General features: G+C 52.9%; 23 protein-coding genes and 1 pseudogene. 15 read left to right on the top strand and 9 right to left on the bottom strand.

Annotated features, from left to right (window positions below; genetic code table 11):
* Positions 1 to 119 precede the first annotated feature (119 nt).
* Entirely contained in the window at positions 120 to 767 is a 648-nt protein-coding gene (gene ribA, locus DW350_RS12015) for a GTP cyclohydrolase II (RefSeq protein ID WP_115719096.1), read from the top strand.
* A 345-nt stretch (positions 768 to 1112) separates the two neighbouring features.
* On the opposite strand, the gene DW350_RS12010 is transcribed toward ribA, so the two are convergent.
* Together DW350_RS12010 and DW350_RS12005 are read right to left on the bottom strand one after the other, a co-directional pair.
* Entirely contained in the window at positions 1113 to 1517 is a 405-nt protein-coding gene (locus DW350_RS12010; RefSeq protein WP_115719095.1) for an H-NS histone family protein, read from the bottom strand.
* Between the two features lie 111 nt (positions 1518 to 1628).
* Positions 1629 to 3257, bottom strand: a complete 1629-nt coding sequence (locus tag DW350_RS12005; RefSeq protein ID WP_115719094.1) for an electron transfer flavoprotein-ubiquinone oxidoreductase — start codon at positions 3255 to 3257, stop codon at positions 1629 to 1631.
* Positions 3258 to 3402: 145 nt separating this feature from the next.
* On the opposite strand from DW350_RS12005, the gene DW350_RS12000 reads away from it, so the two are divergent.
* From DW350_RS12000 to DW350_RS11975, 6 genes and pseudogenes are all read left to right on the top strand, one after another.
* The gene (locus tag DW350_RS12000; protein WP_115720635.1) at positions 3403 to 4155 is read left to right on the top strand and encodes an electron transfer flavoprotein subunit beta/FixA family protein; all 753 of its coding nucleotides are present in this window, start codon (positions 3403 to 3405) and stop codon (positions 4153 to 4155) included.
* The gene (locus tag DW350_RS11995; RefSeq protein ID WP_115719093.1) at positions 4152 to 5078 is read left to right on the top strand and encodes an electron transfer flavoprotein subunit alpha/FixB family protein; all 927 of its coding nucleotides are present in this window, start codon (positions 4152 to 4154) and stop codon (positions 5076 to 5078) included. The genes DW350_RS12000 and DW350_RS11995 overlap by 4 nt, the downstream gene beginning before the upstream one ends.
* 118 nt (positions 5079 to 5196) lie before the next feature.
* Positions 5197 to 5778, top strand: coding sequence for a thymidine kinase (locus DW350_RS11990; protein WP_115719092.1), 582 nt, complete (start codon positions 5197 to 5199; stop codon positions 5776 to 5778).
* Positions 5779 to 5820: 42 nt separating this feature from the next.
* A pseudogene (proB, locus tag DW350_RS11985) lies at positions 5821 to 6916 on the top strand (glutamate 5-kinase).
* A 239-nt stretch (positions 6917 to 7155) separates the two neighbouring features.
* Positions 7156 to 7719: a heme NO-binding domain-containing protein gene (locus DW350_RS11980; RefSeq protein ID WP_115719091.1), complete on the top strand. Its 564-nt coding sequence runs from the start codon at positions 7156 to 7158 to the stop codon at positions 7717 to 7719.
* Positions 7716 to 9593 (top strand): EAL domain-containing protein, encoded by a 1878-nt coding sequence (locus DW350_RS11975; protein WP_115719090.1) that lies wholly within the window; start codon positions 7716 to 7718, stop codon positions 9591 to 9593. The genes DW350_RS11980 and DW350_RS11975 overlap by 4 nt, the downstream gene beginning before the upstream one ends.
* A gap of 25 nt (positions 9594 to 9618) precedes the next feature.
* Here the strand turns inward: DW350_RS11975 and DW350_RS11970 are convergent, their stop codons facing one another.
* From DW350_RS11970 to DW350_RS11945, 6 genes are all read right to left on the bottom strand, one after another.
* Positions 9619 to 10518, bottom strand: a complete 900-nt coding sequence (locus DW350_RS11970; protein ID WP_115719089.1) for a hydroxymethylglutaryl-CoA lyase — start codon at positions 10516 to 10518, stop codon at positions 9619 to 9621.
* Positions 10518 to 12494: an acetyl/propionyl/methylcrotonyl-CoA carboxylase subunit alpha gene (locus tag DW350_RS11965; protein WP_115719088.1), complete on the bottom strand. Its 1977-nt coding sequence runs from the start codon at positions 12492 to 12494 to the stop codon at positions 10518 to 10520. The genes DW350_RS11970 and DW350_RS11965 overlap by 1 nt, the downstream gene beginning before the upstream one ends.
* Entirely contained in the window at positions 12487 to 13281 is a 795-nt protein-coding gene (locus DW350_RS11960; protein WP_115719087.1) for an enoyl-CoA hydratase-related protein, read from the bottom strand. Before DW350_RS11960 ends, DW350_RS11965 begins: the two co-directional genes overlap by 8 nt.
* Before the next feature lie 10 nt (positions 13282 to 13291).
* The gene (locus tag DW350_RS11955) at positions 13292 to 14836 is read right to left on the bottom strand and encodes a carboxyl transferase domain-containing protein (protein ID WP_336406941.1); all 1545 of its coding nucleotides are present in this window, start codon (positions 14834 to 14836) and stop codon (positions 13292 to 13294) included.
* A 105-nt stretch (positions 14837 to 14941) separates the two neighbouring features.
* The gene (locus tag DW350_RS11950) at positions 14942 to 16111 is read right to left on the bottom strand and encodes an isovaleryl-CoA dehydrogenase (protein WP_115719085.1); all 1170 of its coding nucleotides are present in this window, start codon (positions 16109 to 16111) and stop codon (positions 14942 to 14944) included.
* A 40-nt stretch (positions 16112 to 16151) separates the two neighbouring features.
* Positions 16152 to 16550 carry a MerR family transcriptional regulator gene (locus DW350_RS11945; protein ID WP_115720634.1) on the bottom strand — a complete coding sequence of 133 codons (399 nt, stop codon included), beginning with the start codon at positions 16548 to 16550 and terminating at the stop codon, positions 16152 to 16154.
* Between the two features lie 472 nt (positions 16551 to 17022).
* Here DW350_RS11945 and DW350_RS11940 point away from each other — a divergent pair, with 472 nt between their 5' ends.
* The 8 genes from DW350_RS11940 to putP all read left to right on the top strand — a co-directional run bounded on the left by DW350_RS11940 (position 17023) and on the right by putP (position 26242).
* Entirely contained in the window at positions 17023 to 18195 is a 1173-nt protein-coding gene (locus tag DW350_RS11940; protein ID WP_115719084.1) for an acetyl-CoA C-acyltransferase, read from the top strand.
* An 8-nt stretch (positions 18196 to 18203) separates the two neighbouring features.
* Positions 18204 to 19694 carry a CoA-acylating methylmalonate-semialdehyde dehydrogenase gene (locus tag DW350_RS11935; protein ID WP_115719083.1) on the top strand — a complete coding sequence of 497 codons (1491 nt, stop codon included), beginning with the start codon at positions 18204 to 18206 and terminating at the stop codon, positions 19692 to 19694.
* Positions 19695 to 19706: 12 nt separating this feature from the next.
* Positions 19707 to 20864, top strand: coding sequence for an acyl-CoA dehydrogenase family protein (locus DW350_RS11930; protein ID WP_115719082.1), 1158 nt, complete (start codon positions 19707 to 19709; stop codon positions 20862 to 20864).
* A 9-nt stretch (positions 20865 to 20873) separates the two neighbouring features.
* On the top strand, positions 20874 to 21650 hold the full coding sequence (locus DW350_RS11925; RefSeq protein WP_115719081.1) for an enoyl-CoA hydratase: 777 nt from the start codon (positions 20874 to 20876) through the stop codon (positions 21648 to 21650).
* A complete protein-coding gene (locus DW350_RS11920; RefSeq protein ID WP_115719080.1) occupies positions 21647 to 22759 on the top strand; it encodes an enoyl-CoA hydratase/isomerase family protein in 1113 nt (370 codons plus the stop codon). The genes DW350_RS11925 and DW350_RS11920 overlap by 4 nt, the downstream gene beginning before the upstream one ends.
* Before the next feature lie 9 nt (positions 22760 to 22768).
* Entirely contained in the window at positions 22769 to 23644 is an 876-nt protein-coding gene (gene mmsB, locus DW350_RS11915) for a 3-hydroxyisobutyrate dehydrogenase (protein ID WP_115719079.1), read from the top strand.
* A gap of 2 nt (positions 23645 to 23646) precedes the next feature.
* On the top strand, positions 23647 to 24405 hold the full coding sequence (locus DW350_RS11910; protein ID WP_115719078.1) for an SDR family oxidoreductase: 759 nt from the start codon (positions 23647 to 23649) through the stop codon (positions 24403 to 24405).
* A 358-nt stretch (positions 24406 to 24763) separates the two neighbouring features.
* Positions 24764 to 26242, top strand: coding sequence for a sodium/proline symporter PutP (gene putP, locus DW350_RS11905; protein ID WP_264296863.1), 1479 nt, complete (start codon positions 24764 to 24766; stop codon positions 26240 to 26242).
* A gap of 172 nt (positions 26243 to 26414) precedes the next feature.
* On the opposite strand, the gene DW350_RS11900 is transcribed toward putP, so the two are convergent.
* A complete protein-coding gene (locus DW350_RS11900; RefSeq protein ID WP_115719076.1) occupies positions 26415 to 26993 on the bottom strand; it encodes a CBS domain-containing protein in 579 nt (192 codons plus the stop codon).
* Positions 26994 to 26996 lie beyond the last annotated feature (3 nt).

Genomic DNA, 26996 nt, shown 5'->3' with positions numbered 1-26996 from the left:
GTGAGGCCGGCCAATTTTAAGTCCGTGCTCCTTTAGGGAACAGGGCCTAGGCTTTAAAGAAGCAAGCAATACAACGCGTCGGCGGTATTAGAGCGCCGGGCAGGAGTAAAGGTGAAGCGATGATAGCTGATACTGGCGATAAAGCAGTCAAGGTAAGACGTCAGGTTGAGATACCTGTCCTTGGAGGCCGTTATCTGGCGACCTTTATTACTTTCGACAATTTGGCTGATGGCAAAGAACATTTTGCGTTAGCCCTCGGTGATTGGCACCGTGAAAAACCATTGGTCAGAATGCACTCTGAATGCGTTACCGGTGATGTTTTTATGTCGGCGCGCTGTGATTGTGGCCCGCAGTTAGAAGAAGCCATTGTGCGCATTAGTGCCGAGGGCGGTTTGATTCTTTATCTTCGCCAAGAAGGGCGGGGTATAGGCTTAATCAATAAGTTGGACGCCTATGCACTTCAGGACCAAGGTATGAATACCTATGAGGCCAATCGTGCCTTGGGCTTTGAAGATGACCAGCGAGATTTTGCTGTAGCGGCTGAGATGCTAAAATCATTAGGGGTTGACCATATTCGTTTGTTAACGAATAACCCGCGAAAAATTGAGCAACTGACCGGTAATGGTATTCACGTAGACGACAGAGTCGGTACCCGCGTTTACCGAAATGATCATAATGCCCGTTATTTAGCCGCGAAAAAGGAAGAAGGGCATCATGCTTTAGATACGGATGACGACAGCTGTTGTCCTGCTCACAGCAAGTTTTAAAAAAAGGCCTCCCATGAGGCCTTTTTTTATGGGCGGCAAATGGCAACGGGGCTTTCGCTGACCTTGGAGCACGATTCATTATTTTTAGTTATATCGTTAAAACCGAATTATAAATGAAAGAATTCTGAATTCATCTAAACGAATTGTGTAGCTGTTAAAAATTCTTTAACGGTCGGGGTGGTGGTTAAAAAACAACCTTTTGCATTGTTGCAAGCAAATAGCGGGGGGTACAGCGTGGGGCAGTTACTTAGCCGGTTTTGCGCTTCGTCGTTAAAGACAAAAATAAAAGCGATTATTACAAAATAAAAAAAGGGCCGTTAAGGCCCTTTCTAAAGACATAATTACTTATTTAATCAAGTAGTTGTCCAGGTTACCGCCGTTATCAACGATTTCCTTGAATACTTTAGGCATACGGCCGATACCGGTCCACAGGTACTCTTCACCGTCTTTTTCCAAACGATATTTAGCTGGGCGTTTAGCGCCTTTACCGCCACGGCGGGAAGTACCAGTGCTGCTACCACCGATAATATCTTCAGCAGAAATACCGGCTTCAGCCATGGCTTTACGCAGCTCATCAATTTTAGCGGTGCGCTCAGCTTCTTCTTTCTCGCGCTCAGCTTCTTCTTCTGCACGTTGTTCGATAATGGCATCCAATTTGCCTTTGATTTCTTCGAGCTCGGCCAAAGTGAGTTCTTTAGTAGCGGCGTTCAGACGACGTTGGTTGCCCAGAATTTGCAGAAAATCTGACATGTGCGTTCCCTTAGGGTTTTTAGCGTAAAATAAAAGATAGTATATTTTTAAAAAAGGATCGGGGTTCTTGCAAGCCCTAAAAGAAAAAAAAGCGGTAATTACCGCTTTTTTTTACATGTTTGGGTAGTTTGGACCGCCACCGCCTTCTGGTGGGCACCATTGAATATTAAGTGTCGGGTCTTTTATATCGCAGGTTTTACAATGAATGCAGTTTTGTGCATTGATTTGTAAACGAGGATGTCCGCCTTCTTCAACAATCTCATAAACACCTGCTGGGCAGTAACGTTGTGCCGGTTCAGCAAAACGTTTCAAATTGTATCCTACTGCCAGTTCAGGATCTTTTAGCTTTAAATGGCAGGGTTGATTTTCCGCATGGTTGGTATTTGAAATAAAAACTGAACTTAACCTGTCAAAAGTGAGTTTTCCGTCCGCTTTCGGATAATGCCGTGGTTGATGGCTGTCAATTGTTTCTAAATGCAAATGATCTGCCAATGGGTCTGTTATTGTCCAAGGGGCTTTACCTTTAAAAAGGGTCTGTTCCAACCAATTAATGGCTCCGCCGGCAATAGGCCCCCATTTATGAAGGGCAGCGTTAAAATTGCGGGCCTGATAAAGTTCTTTATAAAGCCATGAATCTTTTAGGCGCAGCTGGAAATGTTCGGCTGTTACTGGGGTATTCGTTGCCACAGCATCGGCAATGGCCTCTGCCGCTAATAGGCCTGATTTCATGGCGGTATGGCTGCCTTTAATACGCGCGCCATTGAGTGTGCCAGCATCACAGCCAATCAAAAAACCACCCGGAAATACCATTTGCGGCAGCGCTTGTAAGCCACCTTTGGCAATCGCCCTGGCACCATAACTTAAGCGTTCACCGTCTTTCAGATACTGCGCATAAAGCGGGTGCTGCTTCAGACGCTGAAATTCATCAAAAGGAGAAAGGTAAGGGTCACGGTAGTTTAAGTCGATAATTAACCCTACTGAAACCAGGTCTTTTTCTAGATGATATAAAAAGCTGCCGCCTGCGGCCGTTTTATCCAAGGGCCAACCACTGCCATGGATCACTAAGCCCGGCTGATGCTGACGTGGCGGAATACGCCACAGTTCTTTAAAGCCAATGGCATAATGCTGGGGCGTTTTATCTTTATCTAAGTCAAAGCGGTCAATGACGGCTTTGCCCAAATGACCGCGGCATCCCTCCGCTAATAAGGTATAACGGGCTTTTAATGCCAGCCCCGGCTGAAACTGGGTACCCGGACTGCCATCGTTGTTGCGGCCCATATCGCCGGTAATGACGCCACAGACACTGCCGTTGTCATCAAACAACAGTTCGCTGCCGGGAAACCCCGGGTAAATCTCCACCCCCAGCGCTTCGGCTTGTTCTGCGAGCCAGCGGCAGAAATTACCCAGGCTAATAATGAAGCTACCGTTGTTGTGTAGCGAAGGGGGCACCGCCCAGTGGGGTATGGTCTGTTGGCCGTTTTCTTTAAGGATATAAAGCTTATCTTGGGTGACGGCGGTGTCTAGCGGCGCCCGGCGTTCCATGAAGTCGGCAAAAAGCTCTTTTAGCGCTTTGGGGTCAAAAAGGGCGCCACTTAGGATATGGGCTCCCACCTCTGAGCCTTTCTCTACCACGCATACCGATAATGCTGAATTTAACTGTTTTAACCGGCAGGCGGCGCTGAGCCCGGCTGGCCCGGCGCCAACAACAACCACATCGAACTCCATGGTTTCGCGTTCCATAACCACTCCTCACTACCAGGCGGCTTTTTGATGCCGCCTAGCCTAAAATCTTAAAGTTGACGTTTACGTTAACAGTAAGTATTTTGGCGGTAAAGGTGGCACGGGTCCAGTGCCACTATGGCAAGACGCAGAAGAGGGCTATGCCATGAAGATTTTGGTCGCGGTGAAACGCGTCATTGATTACAACGTCAAGGTTCGCGTCAAAGGCGACAATAGCGGCGTTGACTTGGCCAATACCAAAATGGCCATCAATCCTTTTTGCGAGATAGCCGTCGAAGAAGCGGTACGTTTAAAAGAGCAGGGCAAAGCTGAGGAAGTGGTGGCGGTGTCGGTGGGGGCTGATGCTTGCCAGGAACAGCTGCGCACAGCCTTGGCGCTAGGCGCAGACAGAGCCATTTTAGTCAAAACGGAAGACGGCTTAGACTCGTTGCTGGTGGCCAAATTACTGGCCAAGGTCTGCCAGCAAGAACAGCCTGACTTGGTGTTAATGGGGAAGCAGGCCATTGATTCAGACAACAACCAAACCGGGCAAATGCTGGCGGCCATTAACGATTGGCCACAAGCCATTTTTGCTTCCAAGGTTGCGTTAAATGGCCAGGAACTTTTGGTTACCCGGGAAGTGGACGGTGGGCTTGAAACCCTGGCGCTAACGTTGCCGGCCCTGGTCACTACCGACCTTCGTCTTAACGAGCCGCGCTATGCCTCTTTACCCAATATCATGAAGGCCAAACGAAAACCTTTGGATGTGATTACTGGTACTGAACTGGGCGTGGAGCTTAGCGCTAGAACCCGGGTGCTGGCGGTAACGCCGCCGCCAAGCCGTCAAGGCGGTGAGGTACTGGACGGTGTTGACAGCCTTATTGACAAGCTCAAAAACCAGGCAAAGGTGATCTCATGAACATCCTTGTGCTCGCAGAACATGACCATCAGCAACTTAAGGCCGAAACCGCCCATGTGGTGAGTGCCGCGCTAGCCATGGGGGGCAAGGTCGATGTGCTTGTCGCCGGCTGCCAATGCCACAGTGTGGCTGAACAGGCGGCTCTGCTTGGCGGTATTAACAGCGTGTTGTATTGCGATAATCCGGCCTTGGCCACGCCGCTTGCCGAAAATATCAGCCAACTGATTTTGAGCCTAGCCGAAGGTTATAGCCATTTTGTGGCTGCCAGCTCAAGCCTGGGGAAAGGGGTAATGCCACGGGTTGCGGCCAAGCTGGATGTAGCGCAAGTGTCCGATATTATTGCCGTGCAAAGCGCCGATACCTTTACCCGGCCTATTTATGCCGGTAATGCCATTGCCACAGTGCAAGCCCTTGACGCCATTAAAGTGGTAACGGTGCGCCCTTCGGCCTTTGCTGCCCTGGAGCAGGGTAGCCCGGTTGCCATTAACAGCGTCGACTTTGCCGAGCACTTTGCTGGCTGCCGCTTTGTGAGTGCACAGCTGACCCAAAGCGAAAGGCCTGAACTGACCTCTGCGCGGGTGGTGGTATCAGGAGGGCGCGGCCTGCAAAGCGGCGAGAATTTTGCCTTACTGGACGCCCTGGCTGACAAACTGGGTGCGGCCATTGGCGCTTCAAGGGCGGCCGTGGATGCCGGCTTTGTACCTAACGATTTACAGGTCGGCCAAACCGGTAAAATTGTTGCCCCAGACTTATACATTGCGGTGGGCATAAGCGGCGCTATTCAGCACCTAGCTGGCATGAAAGATTCCAAGGTGATTGTGGCCATTAATAAAGACCCGGATGCGCCTATTTTTCAGCTGGCTGACTACGGCTTGGTGGGCGACCTTTTTGAGATAGTGCCGGAGCTTACGGCCAAACTCTAAGCTTTTATATTTGAAAAACGCGCCCTGGAGGCGCGTTTTTTTGTGATGTGACAAGGCGGCGCCAACGGTGACGCTACTGGGGGCTTAGGGTAAACTGGCGCCAAAAAAGGATGCATTGATGGCCCAGCTTTATTTTTATTATTCGGCAATGAATGCCGGTAAATCGACCTCACTTTTGCAGTCAGCTTATAACTACGAAGAGCGGGGCATGAATGCGCTGCTGTATACCGCCGCCGTTGACGACCGCGCAGGTACCGGCGTTATTAGTTCGCGCATTGGCCTGGAGCGAGAAGCGCAGCTGTTTTCAGCCACCACCGACCTTTTTGCCGAGGTGCTGGGCATGTCTCATACCCAGCGCTTTCATTGTTTGCTGCTCGATGAAGCGCAGTTCTTAAGCAAAGAGCAGGTAGGCCAGCTGTGCCGCATCGTTGATGAACTGGCGATTCCGGTGCTGGCTTTTGGGCTTCGCACCGATTTTCGGGCCGAACTATTTGCAGGTTCGCAGTACCTGTTGGCATGGGCCGACAAACTGGTGGAGCTAAAAACGGTGTGTCATTGTGGCCGCAAAGCAAACCACGTACTGCGGGTTGGCGCCGACGGTCAGCCCATCAAAGAAGGCGCCCAAGTTGAAATAGGTGGCAACGACCGTTATGTCTCTGTCTGTAGAAAACACTACATTGAGGCATTGGCAAGGCCCTAACTTGCAGTTATAACGAGACAGGATTGTTTCGGAAGCAAGCTGATGATCGTCGTTGTCAAACTTGGAACCAGCGTACTGACCGGGGGCGCCCAAACGCTGGACCGGGCGCATATGGTAGAGCTGGTTCGCCAATGTGCGCTGCTGCAAAAAAATGGCCACAGAGTGATAGTGGTTACCTCGGGCGCCGTTGCTGCCGGCCGTGAACTGCTAGGCTTCCCGCATTTACCCCTCGACCTTCCCCACAAACAAATGCTGGCCGCCATTGGCCAAGGGCAATTGGTGCAGTTATGGCAGCACCTGTTTGGTCTTTATGGCCTAAATGTCGGGCAAATGCTGCTAACCAGGGCCGACTTGGAAGACCGCGAGCGGTTTTTAAATGCCCGCGATACCTTAGGTACCTTGCTAAGCCATGGTGTTATTCCGCTTATTAATGAAAACGACGCTGTTGCTACCAACGAAATAAAGGTTGGTGATAACGACAACCTCTCGGCGCGGGTGGCTATTTTGGCCAAGGCGGAACTGCTGCTATTACTCACCGACCAGCCGGGGCTTTTTACTGCCGACCCAAGATCTAATCCACACGCCGAGCTAATTGCAGAGGTGCAAACCATCGACGCCACCTTGCATAAGCTGGCGGGTTGGCAGTGTCTCCGGTCTTGGTACCGGCGGCATGGCAACCAAGTTGCAGGCGGCCGATGTGGCGCGCCGGGCCGGTATTACCGTGGTTATCGCCAGTGGCCAGGGGCCGGATGTTATCCGCCGTTTAGTCCAAGGCGAGCGTATTGGCACCCGTTTTACACCCATTGATGACCCGCTGGAAAACCGCAAGCAGTGGATCTTGGCAGGGCCGCCAGCAGTGGGGCAATTACACCTTGACCAAGGCGCCGTGAAGGCGGTTTTGCAACAAGGGGCCAGCTTGCTACCTAAAGGCGTGCATCGCCTCGACGGCCATTTCCAGCGGGGTGATGCGGTGCGGTTACTGGGCCCTGACGGCGCGCCGCTGGCGGTAGGGCTGTGCCGTTATAGCGCCGAGGAAATGGCGCAGATCCTGGGGCTGCATTCTGATGCTATTACCATGGCCCTGGGCTATGACAGAGGGCCTGTTGCCGTACACCGGGACGATTTGGTGTTGCTCTAAAGGAACGTGGCCCCAATGCGCCACGTTTGCCATGCTTGAATTCAGGCTAAGCGCTAACAACTGAAGCAACCAAGGGCGCTGACTGGCTAAGTCTGCTGAAACCCCTTATTTTTTAGGGCATAGTGATCCTCGTTAACCTAAGACAAGTAAACATTGGGCGTTAATTGCCGATATCAAGGTAAGGGCGCTTTGATGGATTAAGCTCAGGGATGATGTTCTCGCCGATTTAAGGGGAATCGATGCTTGGCTACATCCACTACGTGCTGGTGAATACTGTTCGTGAACTAGGCGGCGATGATGCCGTCGAGGCTGTAGCTCAGCAGGCTGGGCTTGAAACGATGCCAGATTTTCGCATCGACAGTAATTACGATGACAAAGAATGCCTTGCCTTAATTGGTGCGACCGGTGAGTATTTTGGCCTCGATGAAAAGGCCCTTTGTGCCCTTTATGCTGACCGCTTTATCGAAGCATCAAAGCAGCAATTCCCGCTTTTTTATCAGCTTTCCAGCTCAACCCGTGATTTTCTTTATCGCCAGCCGCGCATTCACAGCACCTTTGCCGCAAGTATCGCCGATGCGAGCACGCGTAAAGGGGTTGGCAGTAAGTTTGAAATGCACGAGCATGACGGTGGGCTGCGGGTTATTTATCGCTCCCCCAACGCCTTATGTGCGCTTTACGAAGCCCTTTTTTATCGCTTGCTCAAGGAGTATGGCGAGTCTGGCCGCTTGATACATAAGCGGTGCGCTCACAAGGGCGATAGCCATTGTGAATTCCAATTGTATTTTGATCAGGATCCTTCATGAATCAGCAGCTGTTGCGAGAAGGTATTAACCATATTGCTGATCAACTGTGCAGAGCTGTTGATAAGGATTTCACCTTTCGAGTGCAGACCCAAAGCAGCGATGTGGATTTACAAAAACTATCGGTATTAACCAACTTCTTACTGGAGTCGGTTGAGGAAAACCTCAAATCCCTTGAGCAGAATCGCCATGAGCTGGAAGAGCGGGTATTAGAACGCACTAAACGCCTGGATTTAATCGTTAAAGGTGCCGGTGTTGGCATTTGGGAATGGGACCCTGTAGCCGATGTGGTCAATGTGTCTACGCAGTGGATGGGCGCCGAAGCCCGTGGCCCCGTTGACCATACCTTTGACCTGGATTATTGGCTGTCACAAATTCATTCTGCCGATGTGGGCAAGTTTAAAAAGGCGCTGCACCTGCATTTAAGCGGCGTGTCTGAGCGCTTTCAGGCGGAGTACCGTCTTGCCGATGGCGCTGGCGGCTATCGCTGGATCTTGTGCCGCGGTGTCTGTGACCGCCACCCAAAAACAGGGCAACCCACGTGGATGTCTGGCACCGTTTCCGATATCACCAAAGCCCGTTTTCACGATAAAGATACCGGGCTGGTAAACAGCCAGTACTTTGAACTTATTGTCGACGAAAAGCTGCGCCGTGGTGAACCCATGTCGGTGGTGTTGCTGAATATTGCCAACCGCGGTTTGGTAGTAGAAAACCTGTCCCGGCATGAGATCCAGTCAATGATTGAGACCGTGGTTGAACGCCTAATGACCAAGGTCGACCATCACAGCTTGCTGGGCTTGGTGAGTGTCGGCTTATACGGCTTCGTATTGCCGTTTTCCGACCAACGCCAGTTGGCCGATTTTAGCCGTGAGCTTATTTCCCTTTTTGACGAACCCTTCTCTATTGGCGAGCAGCGGCTATGGCTGACCTGCCATGTTGGTGCCTGTGATTTAGTCGACATTCAGGCGATGAACGCCGAGGATGCACTTTATGCCGCGCAATTGGCGTTAAGAGATATGCGCAGTAACCAAGGCAGTGATTTTCGCTTATTTGAGGACAGCATGCGTGAGTCGAGCCTTGACCGGTTGGATACCGAGCAAATGCTGCGCATGGCGCTGCGCCATGACTGGGTGAAAATTCGCTTGCAGCCCATCGTTAACTTCGAAGACGGCGTTATCAGCGGCTACGAAGCACTGGCAAGGATTGAGCACCCAAAGAAGGGCATTATCAGCCCAGCACGTTTTATTCCGGTGGCCGAGGAAACCGGCCTTATTCGCCAAATCAGTGAAGTGGTGATGAAACAGGCGGTCGCCTTAGCCGCCGACGAGCGCTTAAAAGTGCTACACCCCAGTGGCTTTACCATGGGGGTTAACCTGTCACCACTGCAGCTGCACGACCCAGGGCTGCCAGACCGCATTGCTGCCATGCTGGCTGAAAAAGGCGTTGAACCGGCCCGCTTTAAGCTTGAAATGACCGAGTCTGCGGTAATGGCCGACCAGAAAAGTGCCATTGATATATTAACGCGCTTGCGGCAGCTGGGGATGCGGGTAGCACTGGATGATTTTGGTACTGGCTATTCTTCGCTTGCCTACCTTCGCCAGTTACCCCTGGACATATTAAAAGTCGACCGTAGCCTGGTGTCAGGCCTTGATTCCCACCCCGACAAATACGCTATTTTAGAAATGGTGATTGGCCTCTCTGCCAAGCTGGGGTTAAAGGTGGTGGTTGAAGGTATTGAAACCGAACAAGAACTGCTGCAAGTGATTGCTTTGGGTGCCCAGAATGGCCAAGGCTTTTTGTTTGCCAAACCGATAACAGTGGAAGAGCTGCCCGATGCCCACCAGCATGTGGCAACGATTTTTGCCAACATGAAATAAAAAAGGCCGCATAAAGCGGCCTTTTTTATTGGCAATGGCGCGCTTTTGCCACCTTCGATGCCGAGCTTCTGCCCAATAGCTGGCTAATGAAATTGCCGGCAGTGCAGAGCTTTTCCAGGTCGATACCGTGGTCAATACCAAGGCCATTGAGTAAATACACCACATCTTCACTGGCCACATTGCCGCTAGCGCCCTTGGCGTAGGGGCAACCACCAAGGCCTGCAACGGCGGCATCAACGGTGGCAATGCCCATGCTAAGCGCCTGGTGAATGTTGGCGATGGCCATGCCGTAGGTATCATGAAAATGGACCGCTAAATGTGCCAAGGGCACCTGTTTACTCACGGTTTCCAGAAGCTTGGCGGTGGCCAGGGGCGTGCCAACACCAATGGTGTCGCCTAACGAGACTTCTTCAACACCCAAGTCCCATAAGTCGCTGGCAACCCGGCTAACCTGCTGCGGGCTGATGGCACCTTCATAAGGGCAGCCCAGTACGCATGACACATAACCGCGTATCTTGATGCCGGCCTCTTTGGCTTTTTCAATGACCGGTAAAAAGCGGTTAAGGCTGTCATCAATACTGCAGTTGATGTTCTTTTGGCTAAAACTTTCGGAGGCGGCAGCAAATACCGCGACTTCGTCGGCGCCGGCAGCTAACGCCGCTTCTAAACCGATGATATTTGGCGTGAGCGCCGAATACGTTACCCCTGGCTGGCGGTTTAGGCTGGCAAAAAGGGCATCGGTACCGGCCATTTGTGGCACCCATTTGGGGGACACAAAACTGCCCACTTCAATATGCTTGCTGCCAGCGGCGCAGAGCATTTCAATCAATTGCTGGCGCTGCCCAAGGCTAATGGTGGCCTGTTCATTTTGCAGGCCATCACGGGGGCCCACTTCCACCAAACGTACCTTTTTGGGGTAGGACATCAGGCCTCCTCTAGGCGCACCAATTCAGCGCCGTCGGTCACGCGATCGCCGGTTTGAAAAAAGATGTCGCTGACTACGGCGTCTTTAGTGGCGGTGATGGCGTATTCCATTTTCATGGCCTCCATCACCACTAAAATATCGCCCACCTTCACTTTGTCACCCACCTTGGCGGCAACGGCAACAATGGTGCCGTTCATCGGGGCACTCATGTTGCCCTCGTTGGCGGTCTCAGCCGTAGCTTGGCTTTGGTAGGGCTTGGCGATAAAGGGTTGGCCTTGGTCAAACAGCACCACTGTTTGTCCAGAGCGCCATACCGGCAGTTGCCACTTTTTACCGTCGAGCCGGGCCTGTAACTGCTGGCCCAAGAGTGTGGCCTGCGCCTCGATGGTTTGTGTACCAATGACGAGCTGCCAGCCGTTTGCTTGTGGCTTTACTTCAAGGGCCTTAGCTTTGCCGTCACCGGTGTCGAGCACAAGGCGCTCACTGGCGGCAGCATTTAACCGCCAACCGTCGCCAGCATGCCAGGGTGAGCCTGGCTCGTTACTTTGGGCGCGCTGTGATACGACGTCTTGCTGGCGAAAACAAAGCTCGGCCAGCGCAGCTAGCGCCAAATGGGTGTTGTCCCAGGTTGGGGCTTGCAGCAGGCTGTCGCTATGCTGGTCAATAAAATGGGTACTGAGCTTGCCGGCGATAAAGTCCGGATGGCTGACCAAACGGCGTAAAAAGCCGACGTTAGTTTTAATGCCAGCCAGGCAGTAGTTGTCTAGCGCCGTGACCATTTTGCTGATGGCGCCGGGGCGGTCATTGTCATGCACAATCAGCTTGGCGATCATCGGATCGTAGTAAGAACTGATGTTATCGCCTTGGCGAACGCCGGTATCGAGCCGCACGCCCGCCGGTTCCCTTAATAACAAAATGGGCCCTGATTGCGGTAAAAAACCGTGGTAGGGATCTTCGGCATAAATGCGCACTTCAAGGCTGTGGCCTTGGCTGGGCACTTGCGTTTGTGTCAGCGCTAACGGCTTGCCAGCGGCAACCGCTAATTGCCAGGCCACTAAATCCTGGCCGGTCACGGCTTCAGTTACCGGGTGCTCAACTTGCAGCCGGGTGTTCATTTCCATAAAGAAAAAGTCTTGGCCGTCGAGTAAAAACTCCACCGTGCCAGCCCCAACATAACCGATGGCTTTTGCCGCCGTCACGGCGGCCTCACCCATGGCTTGGCGCAGTGTGTCTGACAAGCCCGGCGCGGGCGCTTCTTCCACCACTTTTTGATGGCGGCGCTGGGCCGAGCAGTCGCGGTCGCCCAAATAAATACAGTTACCCTGGGTGTCGGCGAAGACTTGTACTTCCACGTGCCGCGGCTGGCTAAGGTAGCGCTCCAGCAACAAGGTTTGGTCGCCAAAGCCGCTTTGCGCTTCGCGGCGGGCACTGTCGATGGCTTCTTTTAGCTTTTCAGGGCCTTCTACCACTCGCATGCCTTTGCCGCCACCACCGAGCGCGGCCTTTATCAGCACTGGAAAACCGATGTCTTGGGCACCAGCAATTAAGGTGGCATCGCTTTGGTCCTGGCCGTGGTAGCCCGGCACCAGTGGCACACCGGCCTTTTCCATAATGGCTTTGGCGGCTGACTTTGAGCCCATGGCATCGATGGCCGCGACCGGCGGGCCAATAAAGGTGATGCCTGCCTCGGCGCAAGCGTCGGCAAAACGGCTGTTTTCAGATAAAAAACCGTAGCCGGGGTGCACGGCGTCGGCGTGGCTTTTTTTGGCGACAGCTAAAATTTTGTCGCTATTGAGGTAGGACTCGGCCGCCGGGCTTGGCCCAAGGTGCCAGGCTTCGTCAGCCATTTGTACATGTAAAGCGTCTTTATCGGCATCGGCATAGACGGCGATGCAGTAAATACCCATGGCTTGGGCCGTGCGCATAACACGGCAGGCAATTTCACCACGGTTAGCAATTAACAGGCGTTTAAACACGACGTTTTCCCTGCCAGCCCGGAGGCCGCTTATCAAAGAAGGCTTTCAGCCCTTCCTGGCCTTCGGGGCTGATACGGATGCGGGCGATTTCGTTGGCGGTAAAGTGGCGCAGCTCGTCATCTAGGGGATGGGCATCAACATGGGCTAACAGCTGCTTACAGGCGCTCATGGCATCGGGGCCATTGGCTAATAGCTGGCTGATGAACTGTTCTAGGGTGTCATCCAGGCTGGCGTTTGGCACCGCTTCATGTATAAGGCCCAACTCAGCGGCTTTGGCAGCGTCAAAACGTTCGGCAGTTAGGGCATAACGGCGCGTTTGGCGATAGCCGATGGTATGCACCATATAAGGGCTAATCACCGCTGGTACCAGGCCCAGTTTGACTTCTGACAGGCAAAACTGCGCGTTGTCACTGGCGATGGCGATATCACAACAGGCAATAAGGCCCAAAGCGCCGCCAAAGGCGCTACCTTGCACCCGGCAAAGGGTAGGGTGGGGGAAGCTATCCAGGCTCATCATCAGCTCGGCCAGTGACTCGGCTTCGGCCAGGTTTTGGTCATAGCTTTGGGTGACCTGGCGCTGCATCCAATTGAGGTCGGCACCGGCAGAAAAGTGTTTACCTTCTGCTTTTAAAACCAGCAGCTTTAGCTTGGGATCTTCGGCCAGCTCCGACAGCGCTTGTACTAATTCGGCGATCAACACTTCGTCGAAAACATTGTGTTTTTCCGGCCGATTAAGACAAAGGGTGGCAACGCCGCGTTCGTCGATATCGGTGACTAACCAATCCATGTTTACTCCTTTACATTCGAAACACGCCAAAATGGGTGTCGTTTATCTGTGCGTTGAGGGAAGCAGCCAGGGCTAGCGCCAGCACCTCGCGACTTTGGGCCGGGTCAATTACGCCGTCATCCCAAAGCCTGGCGGAGGCATAATAAGGGTGCCCCTGCTGCTCGTACTTCTCGATGATAGGTGCCTTGAAGGCTTTTTCCTCTTCATCGCTCCAGCTTTGCCCGCGTTTAGCCAAATTTTCACGGCTAACCGTTGCCAATACGCCAGCGGCCTGCTCACCGCCCATCACCGAAATGCGGGCGTTTGGCCACATCCACATTAATGTAGGGTCGTAGGCGCGGCCACACATACCGTAGTTACCGGCGCCATAGGAGCCACCAATTACTAACGTAAATTTCGGTACACTGGCGCAGCTCACTGCGGCCACCATTTTGGCGCCGTGTTTGGCGATGCCTTCCGCTTCGTATTTTTGGCCAACCATAAAACCGGTGATGTTTTGTAAGAACACCAAAGGCACCTTACGTTGGCAACAAAGCTCAATAAAATGCGCGCCTTTTTGTGCGCTCTCGCTAAATAAAATGCCGTTATTGGCAACAATGCCAACCGGATACCCCTGAATATGGGCAAAGCCGCACACCAAAGTTGGGCCATAGAGCGCTTTAAATTCATGGAACTGGGAATCATCCACCAAGCGGGCAATGACTTCTTTGACATCAAACGGCTTTTTAAGATCGGTGCCGACAATGCCGTACAGTTCTTCACTACTAAAACGCGGTGGTTTGGGCGCTCTAAGGGCCAGTTGCTGTGGCTTTTGCCAATTTAAGTTGGCAATTGCTTCGCGAGCCAGTGCCAAGGCATGGGCATCATCTTGGGCATAATGGTCAGCCACGCCGCTGACTTTGCAATGCACATCGGCGCCGCCTAACGCTTCGGCGCTAACTTCTTCACCGGTAGCGGCCTTTACCAGCGGCGGCCCGGCGAGAAAAATGGTGCCTTGGTTTTTTACAATAATGGACTCGTCCGCCATGGCTGGCACGTAAGCGCCACCGGCGGTACAAAGGCCCATAACGACCGCAATTTGCGGCACGCCCTTGGCTGACATTTGTGCCTGATTAAAGAAAATGCGGCCAAAATGGTCCCGGTCTGGAAAAACCTCGTCCTGGCGGGGCAAAAAGGCGCCGCCCGAGTCAACCAGGTACAAACAGGGCAGCCGACAGCGCATGGCCACTTCCTGGGCGCGCAGGTGCTTTTTCACCGTCAACGGGTAGTAAGTGCCGCCTTTGACGGTGGCATCATTGGCCACAATCATGCATTCGACACCACTGACCCGGCCAATACCGGCCACCACCCCTGCGCAGGGAACATAATCCTCATACACATTGAAGGCGGCTAACTGGCCAATTTCTAAAAAAGCGGCGCCGGGGTCGAGTAACAAGTCAATGCGTTCGCGGGCCAATAGCTTGCCGCGGCTCTTGTGTCGCAGGCAGGCATTTTCGCCGCCGCCCTGGCTTAGGGTGGCTATTTTGTCTTTTAAGTCGTCCACCAAGGCACGCATGGCTGCATCCTTTTGGATGAAGTCGTCACTGTGAGGGTGGATTTTGGATGACAGTATCATCGGCAAGCCTCTCGTTGAGGCGGCGATAAGCCGCCTGCGTCAGACTCAACAGGATTCGCTAAAAAGCTCTCGGCCAATCAGCATGCGGCGTATTTCTGAGGTGCCAGCGCCTATTTCATAAAGCTTGGCATCGCGCAGTAACCTGCCGGTGGGAAATTCATTGATATAACCGTTGCCACCCAGCAATTGAATGGCATCCAGGGCCATTTGGGTGGCCATTTCGGCACTGTAAAGGATGGCACCGGCAGCGTCTTTACGAGTGGTTTCGCCGCGGTCGCAGGCGCGAGCAACGGTGTATACATAGGCGCGGGCAGCATTCATACGGGTGTACATATCGGCCAATTTGCCTTGAACTAACTGGAAGTTACCAATGGCTTGGCCAAATTGCTGGCGGTCGTGGACATAAGGCACTACGGCGTCCAGACAGGCTTGCATAATGCCAAGGGGACCGCCGGCCAGTACCACCCGCTCGTAATCCAGGCCGCTCATCAGCACCTTGACCCCTTGATTGAGTTCACCCAGCAAGTTTTCTTTGGGAACCGGGCAATCGCTAAACACCAGCTCGCAGGTGTTGGAGCCGCGCATCCCTAGTTTGTCGAGTTTTTGCGCCTGGCTAAAACCGGCAAAGCCACGCTCAACAATAAAAGCGCTAATGCCTTTTGCGCCAAGCTCTGGGGCGGTTTTGGCATACACCACAAAGGTATGCGCATCAGGGCCATTGGTTATCCACATTTTGCTGCCGTTAAGCAGAAAATGATCGCCATTATCGCGGGCGCTTAGGCCCATTGACACCACATCGGAGCCGGCATTGGGCTCTGACATGGCCAAGGCGCCGATATGTTCACCACTAATGAGTTTGGGGAGGTATTGTTGTTTTTGCGCCGCATTGCCATTGCGGGCAATTTGGTTGACGCAAAGGTTGGAATGGGCGCCGTAAGAGAGGCCCACCGAGGCGCTGGCGCGAGAGAGTTCCTCCATCACTACCACGTGCTCTAAGTAGCCCATGGCGGCGCCGCCGTATTGCTCGCTCACCGTTACACCCAACAGCCCCAGCTCGCCGAAGCGAGGCCAAAGCTCATTGGGAAATTGATTGCTTTTATCAATGTCGGCTGCGCGCGGTGCTATGACGTCGCGTGCGAAGGCGTTGACGTGGTCGCGGAGCATGTCCGCTGTGTCGCCCAAACCGAAGTTCAGGCTTTTAAACTGGCTAATCATCAGCGTCTCCCCCGAGATGCGTGCTGGTTAGCTGCCGTTATTACGCCTTTTTCTTTTGGTTAATTTCGTCCAAGGCGCTACGGCAGCGAGTTTCTGCCGACGTCAGTTCCATAAGCACCACTTTAATGTCTTCCATCTGCTGCTCGAGAGCGGCTTTTTTCTCAGACACCAATTCAAGCATGGTACTGAGCTGAGTGATGGATGACTTATCCGCATCATACAAATCAAACAGCTTACGGATCTCGGCAAGAGAAAAGCCCAAGCGTTTACCGCGCAAGGTGAGCTTCAAACGCACTCTGTCCTGGCGGTTATAGATCCGGGTTTGCCCTTTACGCTCCGGGGTGAGTAGGCCTTGGTCTTCATAGAATCGAATCGACCTGGTGGTGATATCAAATTCTTTGGCCAGCTCACTGATACTGTACGTGATGTTATTGGACATGGTGTCTTGGCTCATCGTCGATGTTACTACCTTAATGGAAGTTTACGTAAAGGTAAAGCTTGAAGTTTTCGGGGGAAACTTACACGCAAGCTACTGTCAACATTGGCTTTATCAAATACAAAAAACAAGCTTTTGTTTGTGGCCGGTCGGCAGCTGTTGCCCACCAGCTCTACCATGAAGACATAAAGGCGCCACTTTGTATAGCGGCTTACACCACCGATTTGGCTACCTCTTTCACAGTTTTCAGGCTTTTTTGTATTCGACCTTAGTCTAGCCCTTACTTTAACGGCGACGTTCCCTGACGAAAAGGTCAAAAGCGTGACTTCTATTCAGCCGGATAATGAAAATATCTCACCAGTGCTGTTGTTTTCATCAGCGCTGCTCTGGTCTTTCCCCGCTTGCCTTACGCTCAACAGGTTGACGTTAACGTAAACCATAAAGTAGGCTGAGGAAAAGACACTGAGGAGTCGCTATGAGCATTGTTATTGTCGGTGCTGCTCGTACCGCCATGGGAGCATTTCAAGGAAGCCTGAGCGAAATTTCGGCGCCGAAGTTAGGCGCCGCAGCCATTAAAGCGGCTCTAGGGCGTGCTCGGGTTAAACCCGAAGAGGTCACCGAAACGCTGATGGGCTGCGTATTACCGGCAGGCATCGGCCAGGCGCCTGCCCGTCAAGCCAGTCGGTATGGTGGATTGCCCGATAGCTGTGGTGCCACCACGGTGAGCAAGGTCTGCGGCTCTGGCATGAAGGCCGTCATGCTGGGGCATGACCTTATTAAAGCCGGCAGTGCCGAGGTGGTGGTGGCCGGGGGCATGGAGTCGATGACCAATGCGCCTTACTTACTGCCCAAAGCGCGGGCGGGGCTGCGCATGGGTCATGGTGAGCTCAAAGATCACATGTTTCTCGACGGTCTTGAAGATGCTTACAGTGGCAGATTAATGGGCGCTTTTGCGCAAGAAACGGCTGACCAATACGGCCTTAGTCGCCAGGATATGGACCGTTTTGCCATTGAATCGTTAAGCCGTGCTAAAGCGGCTATCGCTAACGGCGCCTTTAAAGCCGAAATAACCCCGGTTGAGGTTAAAAGCCGCAAGGGCGACTACGTGGTTGACCAGGACGAACAGCCCGGCAATGCCGTTATTGACAAAATTCCTGCTCTAAAACCGGCCTTTAGTAAGGATGGCTCTATTACTGCGGCCAACGCCTCTTCTATTTCTGATGGGGCGGCGGCGCTAGTGCTAATGGATGAAGACGCCGCTATAAAGCGCGGTTTAACGCCTTTGGCGCGCATTGTTGGACATACCCAGCATGCGCAGCACCCCAGTGAGTTCACCATTGCCCCGGTCGGGGCCATTCAGCTGCTGTTAGCGAAAGTGGGCTGGCAGCAGCAGGATGTTGACCTTTATGAAATTAACGAGGCCTTTGCCATGGTGACAATGCTCGCCATGCAAGAGCTAGGGCTTGATCACAACAAGGTGAATGTGAATGGCGGCGCTTGCGCCCTTGGCCATCCTATTGGCTGCACCGGTGCCCGGCTGTTGGTCACACTTATTCATGCCCTAAAAGCCAGAAACCTGAAAAAAGGTGTGGCGTCACTTTGTATCGGTGGTGGCGAAGCGACTGCCGTGGCCATTGAATTGATGTAAGGACCTTTATGAAAACCCTGCCGCTTTTTATTGATGGCCAGTTTGTTGCCAGCCAAAGCCAGCAGTTTATTGATGTGACTAACCCGGCCGATAACAGTGTTATTGCCAAGGTGCCTTGTGCCACCCAGGGTGAGATGCAAGCGGCAGTGGCGAGCGCCAAAGCGGCCTTTTTAATCTGGAAGGACGTTCCGGTGTCAGAGCGGGCGCGGGTAATGCTGCGCTATCAGCATCTGCTTAAAGCCCACCAGAATGAGATAGCCGAAACTCTCTCCCTTGAGACCGGCAAAACCTTTGATGACGCCAAAGGCGATGTTTGGCGGGGTATCGAAGTCGTAGAACACGCCGCCAATATCGCCAGTTTGATGATGGGCGAGACGGTGGAAAACGTGGCGCGTAGCATTGATTGCTACAGCCTGACCCAGCCATTGGGGGTTTGCGCCGGCATTACGCCTTTTAATTTCCCGGCGATGATCCCGCTGTGGATGTTTCCGCTGGCCATCGCTTGCGGCAATACCTTTATCCTCAAACCCTCGGAACAAGACCCGCTGACGCCGACGCGTCTGGTGGAGCTTTTTGTTGAAGCCGGCGCCCCTAAAGGGGTGTTGCAAGTGGTGCATGGCGGTAAAGAGCAAGTGGACTTTCTGCTACAGCACCCCGAGGTAAAAGCCTTGTCTTTTGTCGGTTCGGTGCCGGTTGGCCAGTACATTTACCAACAAGGCACCCAACACTTAAAACGGGTGCAAGCCTTTGCTGGTGCCAAAAACCACATGGTGGTGATGCCCGATGCCAACAAAGATCAGGTCATCAATAACATTGTCGGTGCCTCGGTTGGGGCGGCAGGGCAGCGCTGCATGGCCATCTCGGTGGTGGTGCTGGTCGGGGAGAGCCAGGCTTGGGTTGACGACATCAAAGCCGCTCTTGCCAAGGTTCGGCCTGGTCTGTGGAACGATAAAGATGCAGCTTTCGGCCCGCTTATTTCGCCAAAAGCCAAAGCGCGAGTACAAGCGCTGATCGCTGCTGGCAAGGAAGAAGGTGCCAACTGCCTGCTCGATGGCAGCGACTTTAGCGTCGAAGGCTATGAAAACGGGAACTGGCTGGGGCCAACACTTTTTAGTGAAGTCACCCCCGAGATGCGCATATACCGCGAAGAAATTTTTGGCCCGGTACTGTGCTTGGTTAATGCCGACAGCTTAGCCAGTGCCATCGCTCTGGTGAATGCCAACCCTTACGGCAATGGCACCTCTATTTTTACCGCCAGTGGCGCCGCGGCCCGCAAGTATCAGCACGAAATCAGTGTTGGCCAGGTGGGTATTAATGTGCCAATTCCGGTGCCGTTGCCCTTTTTTAGTTTTACCGGCTGGAAAGGCTCTTTTTATGGCGACCAGCATGCCTATGGTAAACAGGCGGTGCGGTTTTATACCGAAACCAAAACCGTTACTGCCCGCTGGTTTGAGGGTGATATCCCCGCTGGCCCCAATATGACCATTCACCTGGACTAACGAGGCCATGCTGTGAACTTTCATTTAACCGACGACCAACTTGCCTTTGAAGACAGTGCTCGCCAATTCGCCGAAAGTGAGCTGGCCCCCAATGCCGCACGTTGGGATAAAGAACATTACTTCCCGGTTGAAGTGATTCGCCAAGCGGGCGACATGGGCTTTTTAAGCCTTTACACGCCAGAGGCGGCCGGTGGTCTGGGGCTTAACCGGCTTGATGCCAGCATTGTCTTTGAACAGTTGGCCATGGGCTGTACCAGCACCACTGCCTATATGACGATCCACAATATGGCAACTTGGATGGTGGCACGTTTTGGCAGCCCTGAGGCCGTAGCCCAGTTCTGTCCTGACTTGGTGACCGGTAAAAAACTGGCTTCCTACTGCTTAACCGAACCCGGCGCTGGCTCCGATGCTGCCAATTTGCAAACCAAAGCCCAAGCGGATGGTAGTGATTATCTGCTAACCGGTGCCAAGGTGTTTATCAGTGGCGCGGGCAGCACGCAACTACTGGTGGTGATGGCCCGAACCGGTGAAGCGGGCCCTGCTGGTATTAGTGCCTTTGTGGTGCCCGCCAATAGCCCGGGCATCAGTTATGGCAAGGCCGAGTCGAAAATGGGCTGGAACGCCCAACCCACTCGCATGGTGACCTTCGATAGGGTGCGGGTGCCTAAGCATTTTCGCCTCGGTGAAGAAGGCGAGGGCTTTAAATTCGCCATGATGGGGCTTGATGGTGGCCGCATTAATATTGCCACCTGTTCGGTTGGCACGGCCCAACAAGCGCTCAATACCGCAACGCAATACCTGCACCAACGTCAGCAATTTGGTAAGCCGTTGGCGGCTTTTCAAGCACTGCAATTTAAGCTGGCTGACATGGCTACCGAACTGGTTGCCGCCCGGCAGTTAGTGCGCCTAGCCGCTTATAAGCTGGATGTGAAAGACCCAGAGCGCACCGCGTATTGCGCTATGGCCAAACGTTTTGCCACCGATGTGGGGTTCGAGGTGTGTAACCAGGCGCTGCAGCTTCATGGTGGCTATGGCTATATCCAAGAATACCCATTAGAGCGCCACCTGCGTGACGTGCGGGTGCACCAGATCTTGGAAGGTACCAATGAAATCATGCGCCTTATTATTGCCCGCCGGCTGCTGGCTGAGCATGCCAGTGCCATTTTGTAAGGAGGCCAGATGAAAGCGCCTTTAGATTTACAGGTTAGCGGCCACAGTGCCGTGCTGACGTTAAACAACCTGCCTGCCAATACCTGGACGGCAGAAAGCCTGACTGAACTGGCCGCCATTATCGAAGATCTCAACGCCAAAACCGAGGTTTGCACCCTGATAGTGCGCTCTGCCAGCGACAAATTCTTTAGTGCGGGTGCTGACCTCAACAGCTTTGCCGATGCTGATAAAGCAACGGCTACGCAAATGGCCCACTTATTTGGCCGCGCTTTTGAAGCGTTATCAGGCTTTCGTGGCCTTTCTATCGCGGTGATTAATGGCTATGCCATGGGCGGCGGTTTAGAAGTGGCGCTGGCTTGCGATTTACGCATTGCCGAGCCCAAGGCGCTGATGGCTTTGCCGGAAGCCAAGGTTGGGCTACTGCCTTGCGCCGGCGGTACCCAAAATTTAACCCATCTTGTGGGCGAAGGTTGGGCCAAGCGCATTATCCTTTGTGGTGAGCAGGTTGATGCCACTTTGGCCGAGAAAATTGGCCTGGTTGAAGAGGTTGTTGGCGCCGGTGAGGGCATGACTGCGGCGCTGCGGCTAGCCGAGCAAACCGCGCAGCAAAGCCCGCAATCTCTGGCCTTTTGTAAAAAGCTGATTCAAAACTGCCGTCATGGGTCTATTTCCCAAGGGCTCGCCAAAGAGCGTGAATATTTCATCAAGCTTTTTGACGGTCCTTACCCACGGGAAGGCGTACAGGCCTTTTTAGAAAAAAGACAACCCAAATGGCATAGAACATGACCGATTATGTGCAATTTGAAGAACGTGCCACCGCCAATGGCAAAGCTATAGGCATCGCTCGGCTTAACAGCGAAAAGTCGTTGAATGCTTTGTCGCTGGCCATGATTGACCAATTAGCGCCAAAGCTAACGGCTTGGGAGCAAAACCCGCATATTGCGTTGGTGGTATTGGAAGGCGCTGGCGACAAAGCCTTTTGCGCTGGTGGCGATGTGGTAGCGCTTTATCACGCCATGAAAGAAAGCGGCGATGGTGGTGAAGCGGTGGCACCGTTCTTTTTAAAAGAATACCGGCTCGATTACCAAATTCATTGCCTTAATAAACCGGTATTGGTGTGGGGCCACGGCATCATTATGGGCGGTGGCCTTGGCCTTATGAGCGGCGCTTCACACCGCGTGGTTACTGAAACGGCGCGTATTGCCATGCCGGAAATTACCATCGGTCTTTATCCCGATGTTGGCGGCAGCTTTTTCTTGTCGCGCATGCCAGGTAAAGCCGGGCTTTTTTTGGGGCTGACCGGCGCCAATATCAACGCGGCTGACGCACTTTATGTCGGTTTGGCCGACCATTTTATTGCCGCCGATGACAAAGAGCGGCTTTTTGATGCCCTTTGTCATGTTAATTGGGGCGATACCTTACGGCTTAACCACGAAAAGCTCTCACATGCTCTTAAAACCCTTGAACAGCCCGCCAGAGTCAAACTGCCTCGCGGCCAGATAAAAGGCCACCAGGACCGTATCGATGCACTCTGTGACGGCGATGATTTAGCGGTTATTGCCGAGCGTATTGCCGCCTTAAAAACCGACGACAGTTGGCTGGTGAAAGCCCAAAGCACCTTTAGCCATGGCTCGCCGTTGTCGGCTGCCGTGCTGTTTGAGCAGCTAAAACGCGGCAAAACCATGGGCCTGGGCGAGGTGTTTCGCATGGAAGCGGGGCTGTCGTATCGGTGTGGGGAATTTGGCGAATTTCAAGAAGGCGTTAGAGCGCTGTTGGTAGACAAAGATAAAAAACCACAGTGGCGCTATCGGCACGTCAGTGAGGTTGACCCAACCGTCGTTAACCACTTTTTCGAGAGTCCCTGGGGGCTGCAGCACCCCCTTGATGATATCTAAGGAGCGCTTATGAAAGTCGCCTTTATCGGCCTTGGCAACATGGGGGCGCCGATGGCGCGTAACCTGCTTAAAGCAGGGCATGAGGTGGTTGCCATTGACCTTAACGCCAGCGCGGTTGCCGAGGTGGTTAGTGCCGGCGCGCAAGCGGGCACCCTTGATACGGCCAGCCAGTGCCCGGTGGTTATTACCATGCTTCAAACCGGCCAGCAGGTGGCCAGTATCTACCTGGGCGAAACGGGCCTATTGTCGCGGTTAGAAAAAGGCACCTTGGTGATTGATTCTTCCACCATTGATGCTGCTACCGCTTGCCGCGTGCACCAAGAGGCCGAAACGTTAAGCCTGGACTTTGTTGATGCGCCGGTTTCTGGCGGCACTGCTGGCGCCGCCGCAGGCACTTTGACCTTTATTGTGGGGGGCAGCGAGCATGCCTTTAGTCGCGCCCAAGGCGTTCTTGGCGCCATGGGCGGCAACGTTTTTCATGCCGGTGGCAGCGGCGCCGGCCAGGTGGCCAAGATCTGCAATAACATGCTGTTGTCAGTATTAATGGCGGGGACCTGTGAAGCTTTAACGCTGGGTATGGCACACGGCCTTAACGCTGCTGTGTTGTCAGACATTATGAAAGTCAGCTCCGGCGGCAACTGGGTACTGGAAAAATACAACCCGGTGCCCGGTGTGATGGACAACACCCCGGCGTCCAATGGTTATCAGGGCGGCTTTACTAGCCAATTGATGATCAAAGATTTAGAGCTGGCAATGGCGGCGGCAGGAGCCGTATCGGCCTCGGTGCCTATGGGCGGTTTGGCGCGGGCGCTTTATCAAATGCACAACAAGAAAGGTAACGCCGGCAAGGACTTTTCGTCGCTGCTGGCACTGTTTGAGGGATAACCATGAAGTTGAATAACGCCGTTATAGCCATAACCGGTGCTGGTGGTGGCTTGGGCCAAGCCATGGCCGAAATGCTCGCCGCTCAAGGCGCTAAGCTGGCACTGATAGATGTGAACAGTGAGGCTTTAAACGCCACCTTGTCTTTGGTGGAAAAGGCCGGCAGCCAGGGCCGCGCTTATGGCTGTGACATCACCAATGAGCAGCAAGTTGAAAAGACCTTTAGCGCCATTGTGAGCGATTTTGGTGTTCTCAATGGCTTGATTAACAATGCCGGCATTATGCGCGATGGCATGCTGCTAAAAGTGAAAGACGGCCAGGTAAACAAAATGAGCCTGGCGCAGTTTCAGTCGGTGCTTGATGTCAATGTGGTTGGCACTTTTCTTTGCGGCCGTGAAGCGGCCAGTGCCATGGTGGCAAGCCAGTCGGCCGGGGTGATCATTAATATTTCCAGTGTCTCCCGGGCGGGCAACATCGGCCAAACCAATTATTCGGCATCAAAAGCGGCAGTGGCGACCATGGCGGTTACTTGGGGTAAAGAGCTGGCGCGTTTTGGTATTCGTACCGGTGCCATTGCCCCTGGGGTAGTTAAAACAGCGATGACCGAACAGATGAAACCTGAAGCCATTGCACGTATGGAACAAGCCATTCCACTAAAACGAATGGGATCAGCAGAAGAAATGGCGCAATGCGTGAAATTCATCTTTGAAAATGACTATTTCACCGCTCGGGTACTGGAAATTGACGGAGGCATCCGCATTTAATGGTCTTTGGTAGGCCATAACGGCTAACGGTTAGCGGTTTATCTACCCTGACACTTTATTGGGTCAGGGTTTTTTATTGTTCAAACGGCTTTTGTTGTCATTTTTGCGCCTCTAAAGCCGTTATTTATGTTGTTTCTAAAGCGCAGCTATTGAAGTTACACAGAATGCGGCGGAACCGAACAAGATATTTTTCTTTTACCATGTTATGGTAATCGTTTGAACTCGAATGAAATGTGCGTTAGGGCACCGACGTTTTTTCTTTTTCGGTGGCTACCCGCGTCACACTTACTTAGAAAAGAAACAGGAGTGCAGAGTGGAAACAGGCACGCTTATTTCGCTGGCGATTTATTTTCTCGCCATGCTGGGCATTGGGTTATATGCCTATAAAAAATCGACGGACGACGTATCAGGTTACATGCTGGGTGGACGCGGGCTAGGGCCAGCGGTAACGGCGCTTTCAGCCGGTGCATCTGACATGAGTGGCTGGATGCTGATGGGCTTGCCGGGGGCAATTTATGCGTCAGGTATTTCCCAATTATGGATTGCAGTGGGCCTGACCATTGGTGCTTATCTCAACTATGTGGTGGTGGCACCGCGACTGCGTACTTACACCGAAGTAGCGCATAACTCCATAACCATTCCCGATTTCTTTGGTAACCGCTTTGATGACCACAAGCGCATTCTGCGCCTGATCTCGTCTTTGGTTATCATCATCTTCTTTACGCTCTATACCTCGGCCTCTTTGGTTGCCGGCGGCAAGCTGTTCGATAGCTCCTTTGGTATGTCTTACAGCACCGGCCTTATTGTGACGGCTGCTGTGGTCTGTGCTTATACCCTGTTCGGGGGCTTTTTAGCGGTATCCATGACCGACTTCGTGCAGGGCTGCATCATGTTTATTGCCCTGGTGATGGTGCCGATTGTGGCGTTATCTGATTTGGGCGGGGTAGGGACCACGGTCGACAAGGTGCAAGCACTGAACCCGCTTTACCTGGATTTCTTTAAAGATGCTGCCAAGCACGGCACCTTACAGGACGTGACGGTGGTTGGGGTTATCTCACTACTGGCATGGGGCCTGGGCTACTTCGGCCAGCCACATATCATTGTGCGCTTTATGGCAATTCGTAGCGTTAAAGATGTCAAAGTGGCTCGCCGTATTGGTATCAGCTGGATGGTGGTTTCTATTATTGGCGCCATGGCCACCGGGTTTGTGGGGATTGCCTATGTGGCAAAAACCCAGATGACACTGCAAGACCCTGAAACCATCTTTATTGTCTTTTCGCAGTTCTTGTTTAATCCGCTGATCGGTGGCTTCTTGCTGGCGGCCATTCTGGCAGCCATCATGAGCACCATTTCCTCACAGCTGTTAGTTACCTCCAGTTCGCTGACCGAAGATTTCTATAAAGCCTTCCTGCGCCGCGACGCTAGCCAGAAGGAATTGGTAACCGTTGGCCGGATATCGGTACTGCTGGTATCAATCGTTGCCATTGCGCTGGCCTGGAACCCCGATAACAGCATTTTGGACTTAGTGAGTAACGCCTGGGCAGGCTTTGGTGCCGCCTTTGGTCCTGTGGTTATTTTGAGCCTTTACTGGCGCCGCATGACCTTAAGGGGCGCTTTGGCCGGTATGATTGTTGGCGCGGCAGTGGTGCTGTTCTGGATCTACGGCCCTGTCACTGTTCATGGTGTAGCGCTTAATGCCTGGCTTTACGCCATGGTACCGGGCTTTATACTGAGCACCTTGGCGATTTACATCGTTAGTATGTTGAGCCCTGAACCATCTGATTCGATGCATGGCCACTATGATGAAATGAAACAAATCATTGATGAGCATGCCTAACATTAGGTGTTGAAAAAGCCGGCCTTGGGCCGGCTTTTTTTTGTGCTTAAAAAGACAATGCGGGTGAGTCGCTTTTCGCCTTTTAGAGCAATGAGAAGAAGATTGACTGTTGTTGCTAAGTATAAAAAAACCGGCCTAGTGAGGGCCGGTTTGGCGTTGCAATTCGCTTTAATCAGGCGGATTTCAGCACATGGAAGACTTCAGCAAAACTGTAGGCTCGTTGAGTGATATCAAGGGGGATATGCAGGGCACGGGCGATGTCGGCGGCAGAAATCATACCGCGCAAGTTATGCAAGGTTTTATCCAATAACAAAATGTGCTGTTCACCCAGCTCTTGCAGGGTGTAAAGCACGTCACCGATGGTGGCGCTTTGCAGCTCTTGGTAAGCAAAACCATGCAGGTGGGCTTTGTCGGTCATAACGTCACCGACAGACACTTCGCTGCGATGAATGGCTTTATTGGTGGCATGCATCAACACCTTGTGACTTTGCAGGTCAGATGCGCTGACAATCCCCATAAAGCGGTTATTGGCATCCACCACCAGTTTGGCTTTGACGTGGGCTTTTTTCATCATATAAAGCGCATCGTCAATTTTTACGTCGTGCTCAATCACCAATGGCGCGCGGCGTGCAAAGTCAGTGGTGATCCAAGCGGCAGGGCTTTCCAAGCTAAGCTGAGCTGGATATTCGGCGTCTACAAAGTGCTCGACGTCGGTCATAGCGACAGTTGGAATAGCGCTAAAGTTATTCATAAA

The sequence above is a fragment of the Gallaecimonas mangrovi genome, from assembly GCF_003367375.1.
In the GTDB taxonomy this organism is placed as follows: Bacteria; Pseudomonadota; Gammaproteobacteria; order Enterobacterales; family Gallaecimonadaceae; genus Gallaecimonas; species Gallaecimonas mangrovi.
The sequence above is the reverse complement of the archived record's forward strand: the minus strand, read 5'-3'. Positions and strand labels throughout refer to the sequence as shown.

What these genes read in the sequence shown, in the direction of transcription:
- ribA (WP_115719096.1), top strand. Translation starts at nt 120, where the DNA reads ATGATAGCTGATACTGGCGATAAAGCAGTCAAGGTAAGACGTCAGGTT.
- DW350_RS12010 (WP_115719095.1), bottom strand. Translation starts at nt 1,517, where the DNA reads ATGTCAGATTTTCTGCAAATTCTGGGCAACCAACGTCGTCTGAACGCC.
- DW350_RS12005 (WP_115719094.1), bottom strand. Translation starts at nt 3,257, where the DNA reads ATGGAACGCGAAACCATGGAGTTCGATGTGGTTGTTGTTGGCGCCGGG.
- DW350_RS12000 (WP_115720635.1), top strand. Translation starts at nt 3,403, where the DNA reads ATGAAGATTTTGGTCGCGGTGAAACGCGTCATTGATTACAACGTCAAG.
- DW350_RS11995 (WP_115719093.1), top strand. Translation starts at nt 4,152, where the DNA reads ATGAACATCCTTGTGCTCGCAGAACATGACCATCAGCAACTTAAGGCC.
- DW350_RS11990 (WP_115719092.1), top strand. Translation starts at nt 5,197, where the DNA reads ATGGCCCAGCTTTATTTTTATTATTCGGCAATGAATGCCGGTAAATCG.
- DW350_RS11980 (WP_115719091.1), top strand. Translation starts at nt 7,156, where the DNA reads ATGCTTGGCTACATCCACTACGTGCTGGTGAATACTGTTCGTGAACTA.
- DW350_RS11975 (WP_115719090.1), top strand. Translation starts at nt 7,716, where the DNA reads ATGAATCAGCAGCTGTTGCGAGAAGGTATTAACCATATTGCTGATCAA.
- DW350_RS11970 (WP_115719089.1), bottom strand. Translation starts at nt 10,518, where the DNA reads ATGTCCTACCCCAAAAAGGTACGTTTGGTGGAAGTGGGCCCCCGTGAT.
- DW350_RS11960 (WP_115719087.1), bottom strand. Translation starts at nt 13,281, where the DNA reads ATGGATTGGTTAGTCACCGATATCGACGAACGCGGCGTTGCCACCCTT.
- DW350_RS11955 (WP_336406941.1), bottom strand. Translation starts at nt 14,836, where the DNA reads ATGCGTGCCTTGGTGGACGACTTAAAAGACAAAATAGCCACCCTAAGC.
- DW350_RS11950 (WP_115719085.1), bottom strand. Translation starts at nt 16,111, where the DNA reads ATGATTAGCCAGTTTAAAAGCCTGAACTTCGGTTTGGGCGACACAGCG.
- DW350_RS11945 (WP_115720634.1), bottom strand. Translation starts at nt 16,550, where the DNA reads ATGTCCAATAACATCACGTACAGTATCAGTGAGCTGGCCAAAGAATTT.
- DW350_RS11940 (WP_115719084.1), top strand. Translation starts at nt 17,023, where the DNA reads ATGAGCATTGTTATTGTCGGTGCTGCTCGTACCGCCATGGGAGCATTT.
- DW350_RS11935 (WP_115719083.1), top strand. Translation starts at nt 18,204, where the DNA reads ATGAAAACCCTGCCGCTTTTTATTGATGGCCAGTTTGTTGCCAGCCAA.
- DW350_RS11925 (WP_115719081.1), top strand. Translation starts at nt 20,874, where the DNA reads ATGAAAGCGCCTTTAGATTTACAGGTTAGCGGCCACAGTGCCGTGCTG.
- DW350_RS11920 (WP_115719080.1), top strand. Translation starts at nt 21,647, where the DNA reads ATGACCGATTATGTGCAATTTGAAGAACGTGCCACCGCCAATGGCAAA.
- mmsB (WP_115719079.1), top strand. Translation starts at nt 22,769, where the DNA reads ATGAAAGTCGCCTTTATCGGCCTTGGCAACATGGGGGCGCCGATGGCG.
- DW350_RS11910 (WP_115719078.1), top strand. Translation starts at nt 23,647, where the DNA reads ATGAAGTTGAATAACGCCGTTATAGCCATAACCGGTGCTGGTGGTGGC.
- putP (WP_264296863.1), top strand. Translation starts at nt 24,764, where the DNA reads ATGCTGGGCATTGGGTTATATGCCTATAAAAAATCGACGGACGACGTA.
- DW350_RS11900 (WP_115719076.1), bottom strand. Translation starts at nt 26,993, where the DNA reads ATGAATAACTTTAGCGCTATTCCAACTGTCGCTATGACCGACGTCGAG.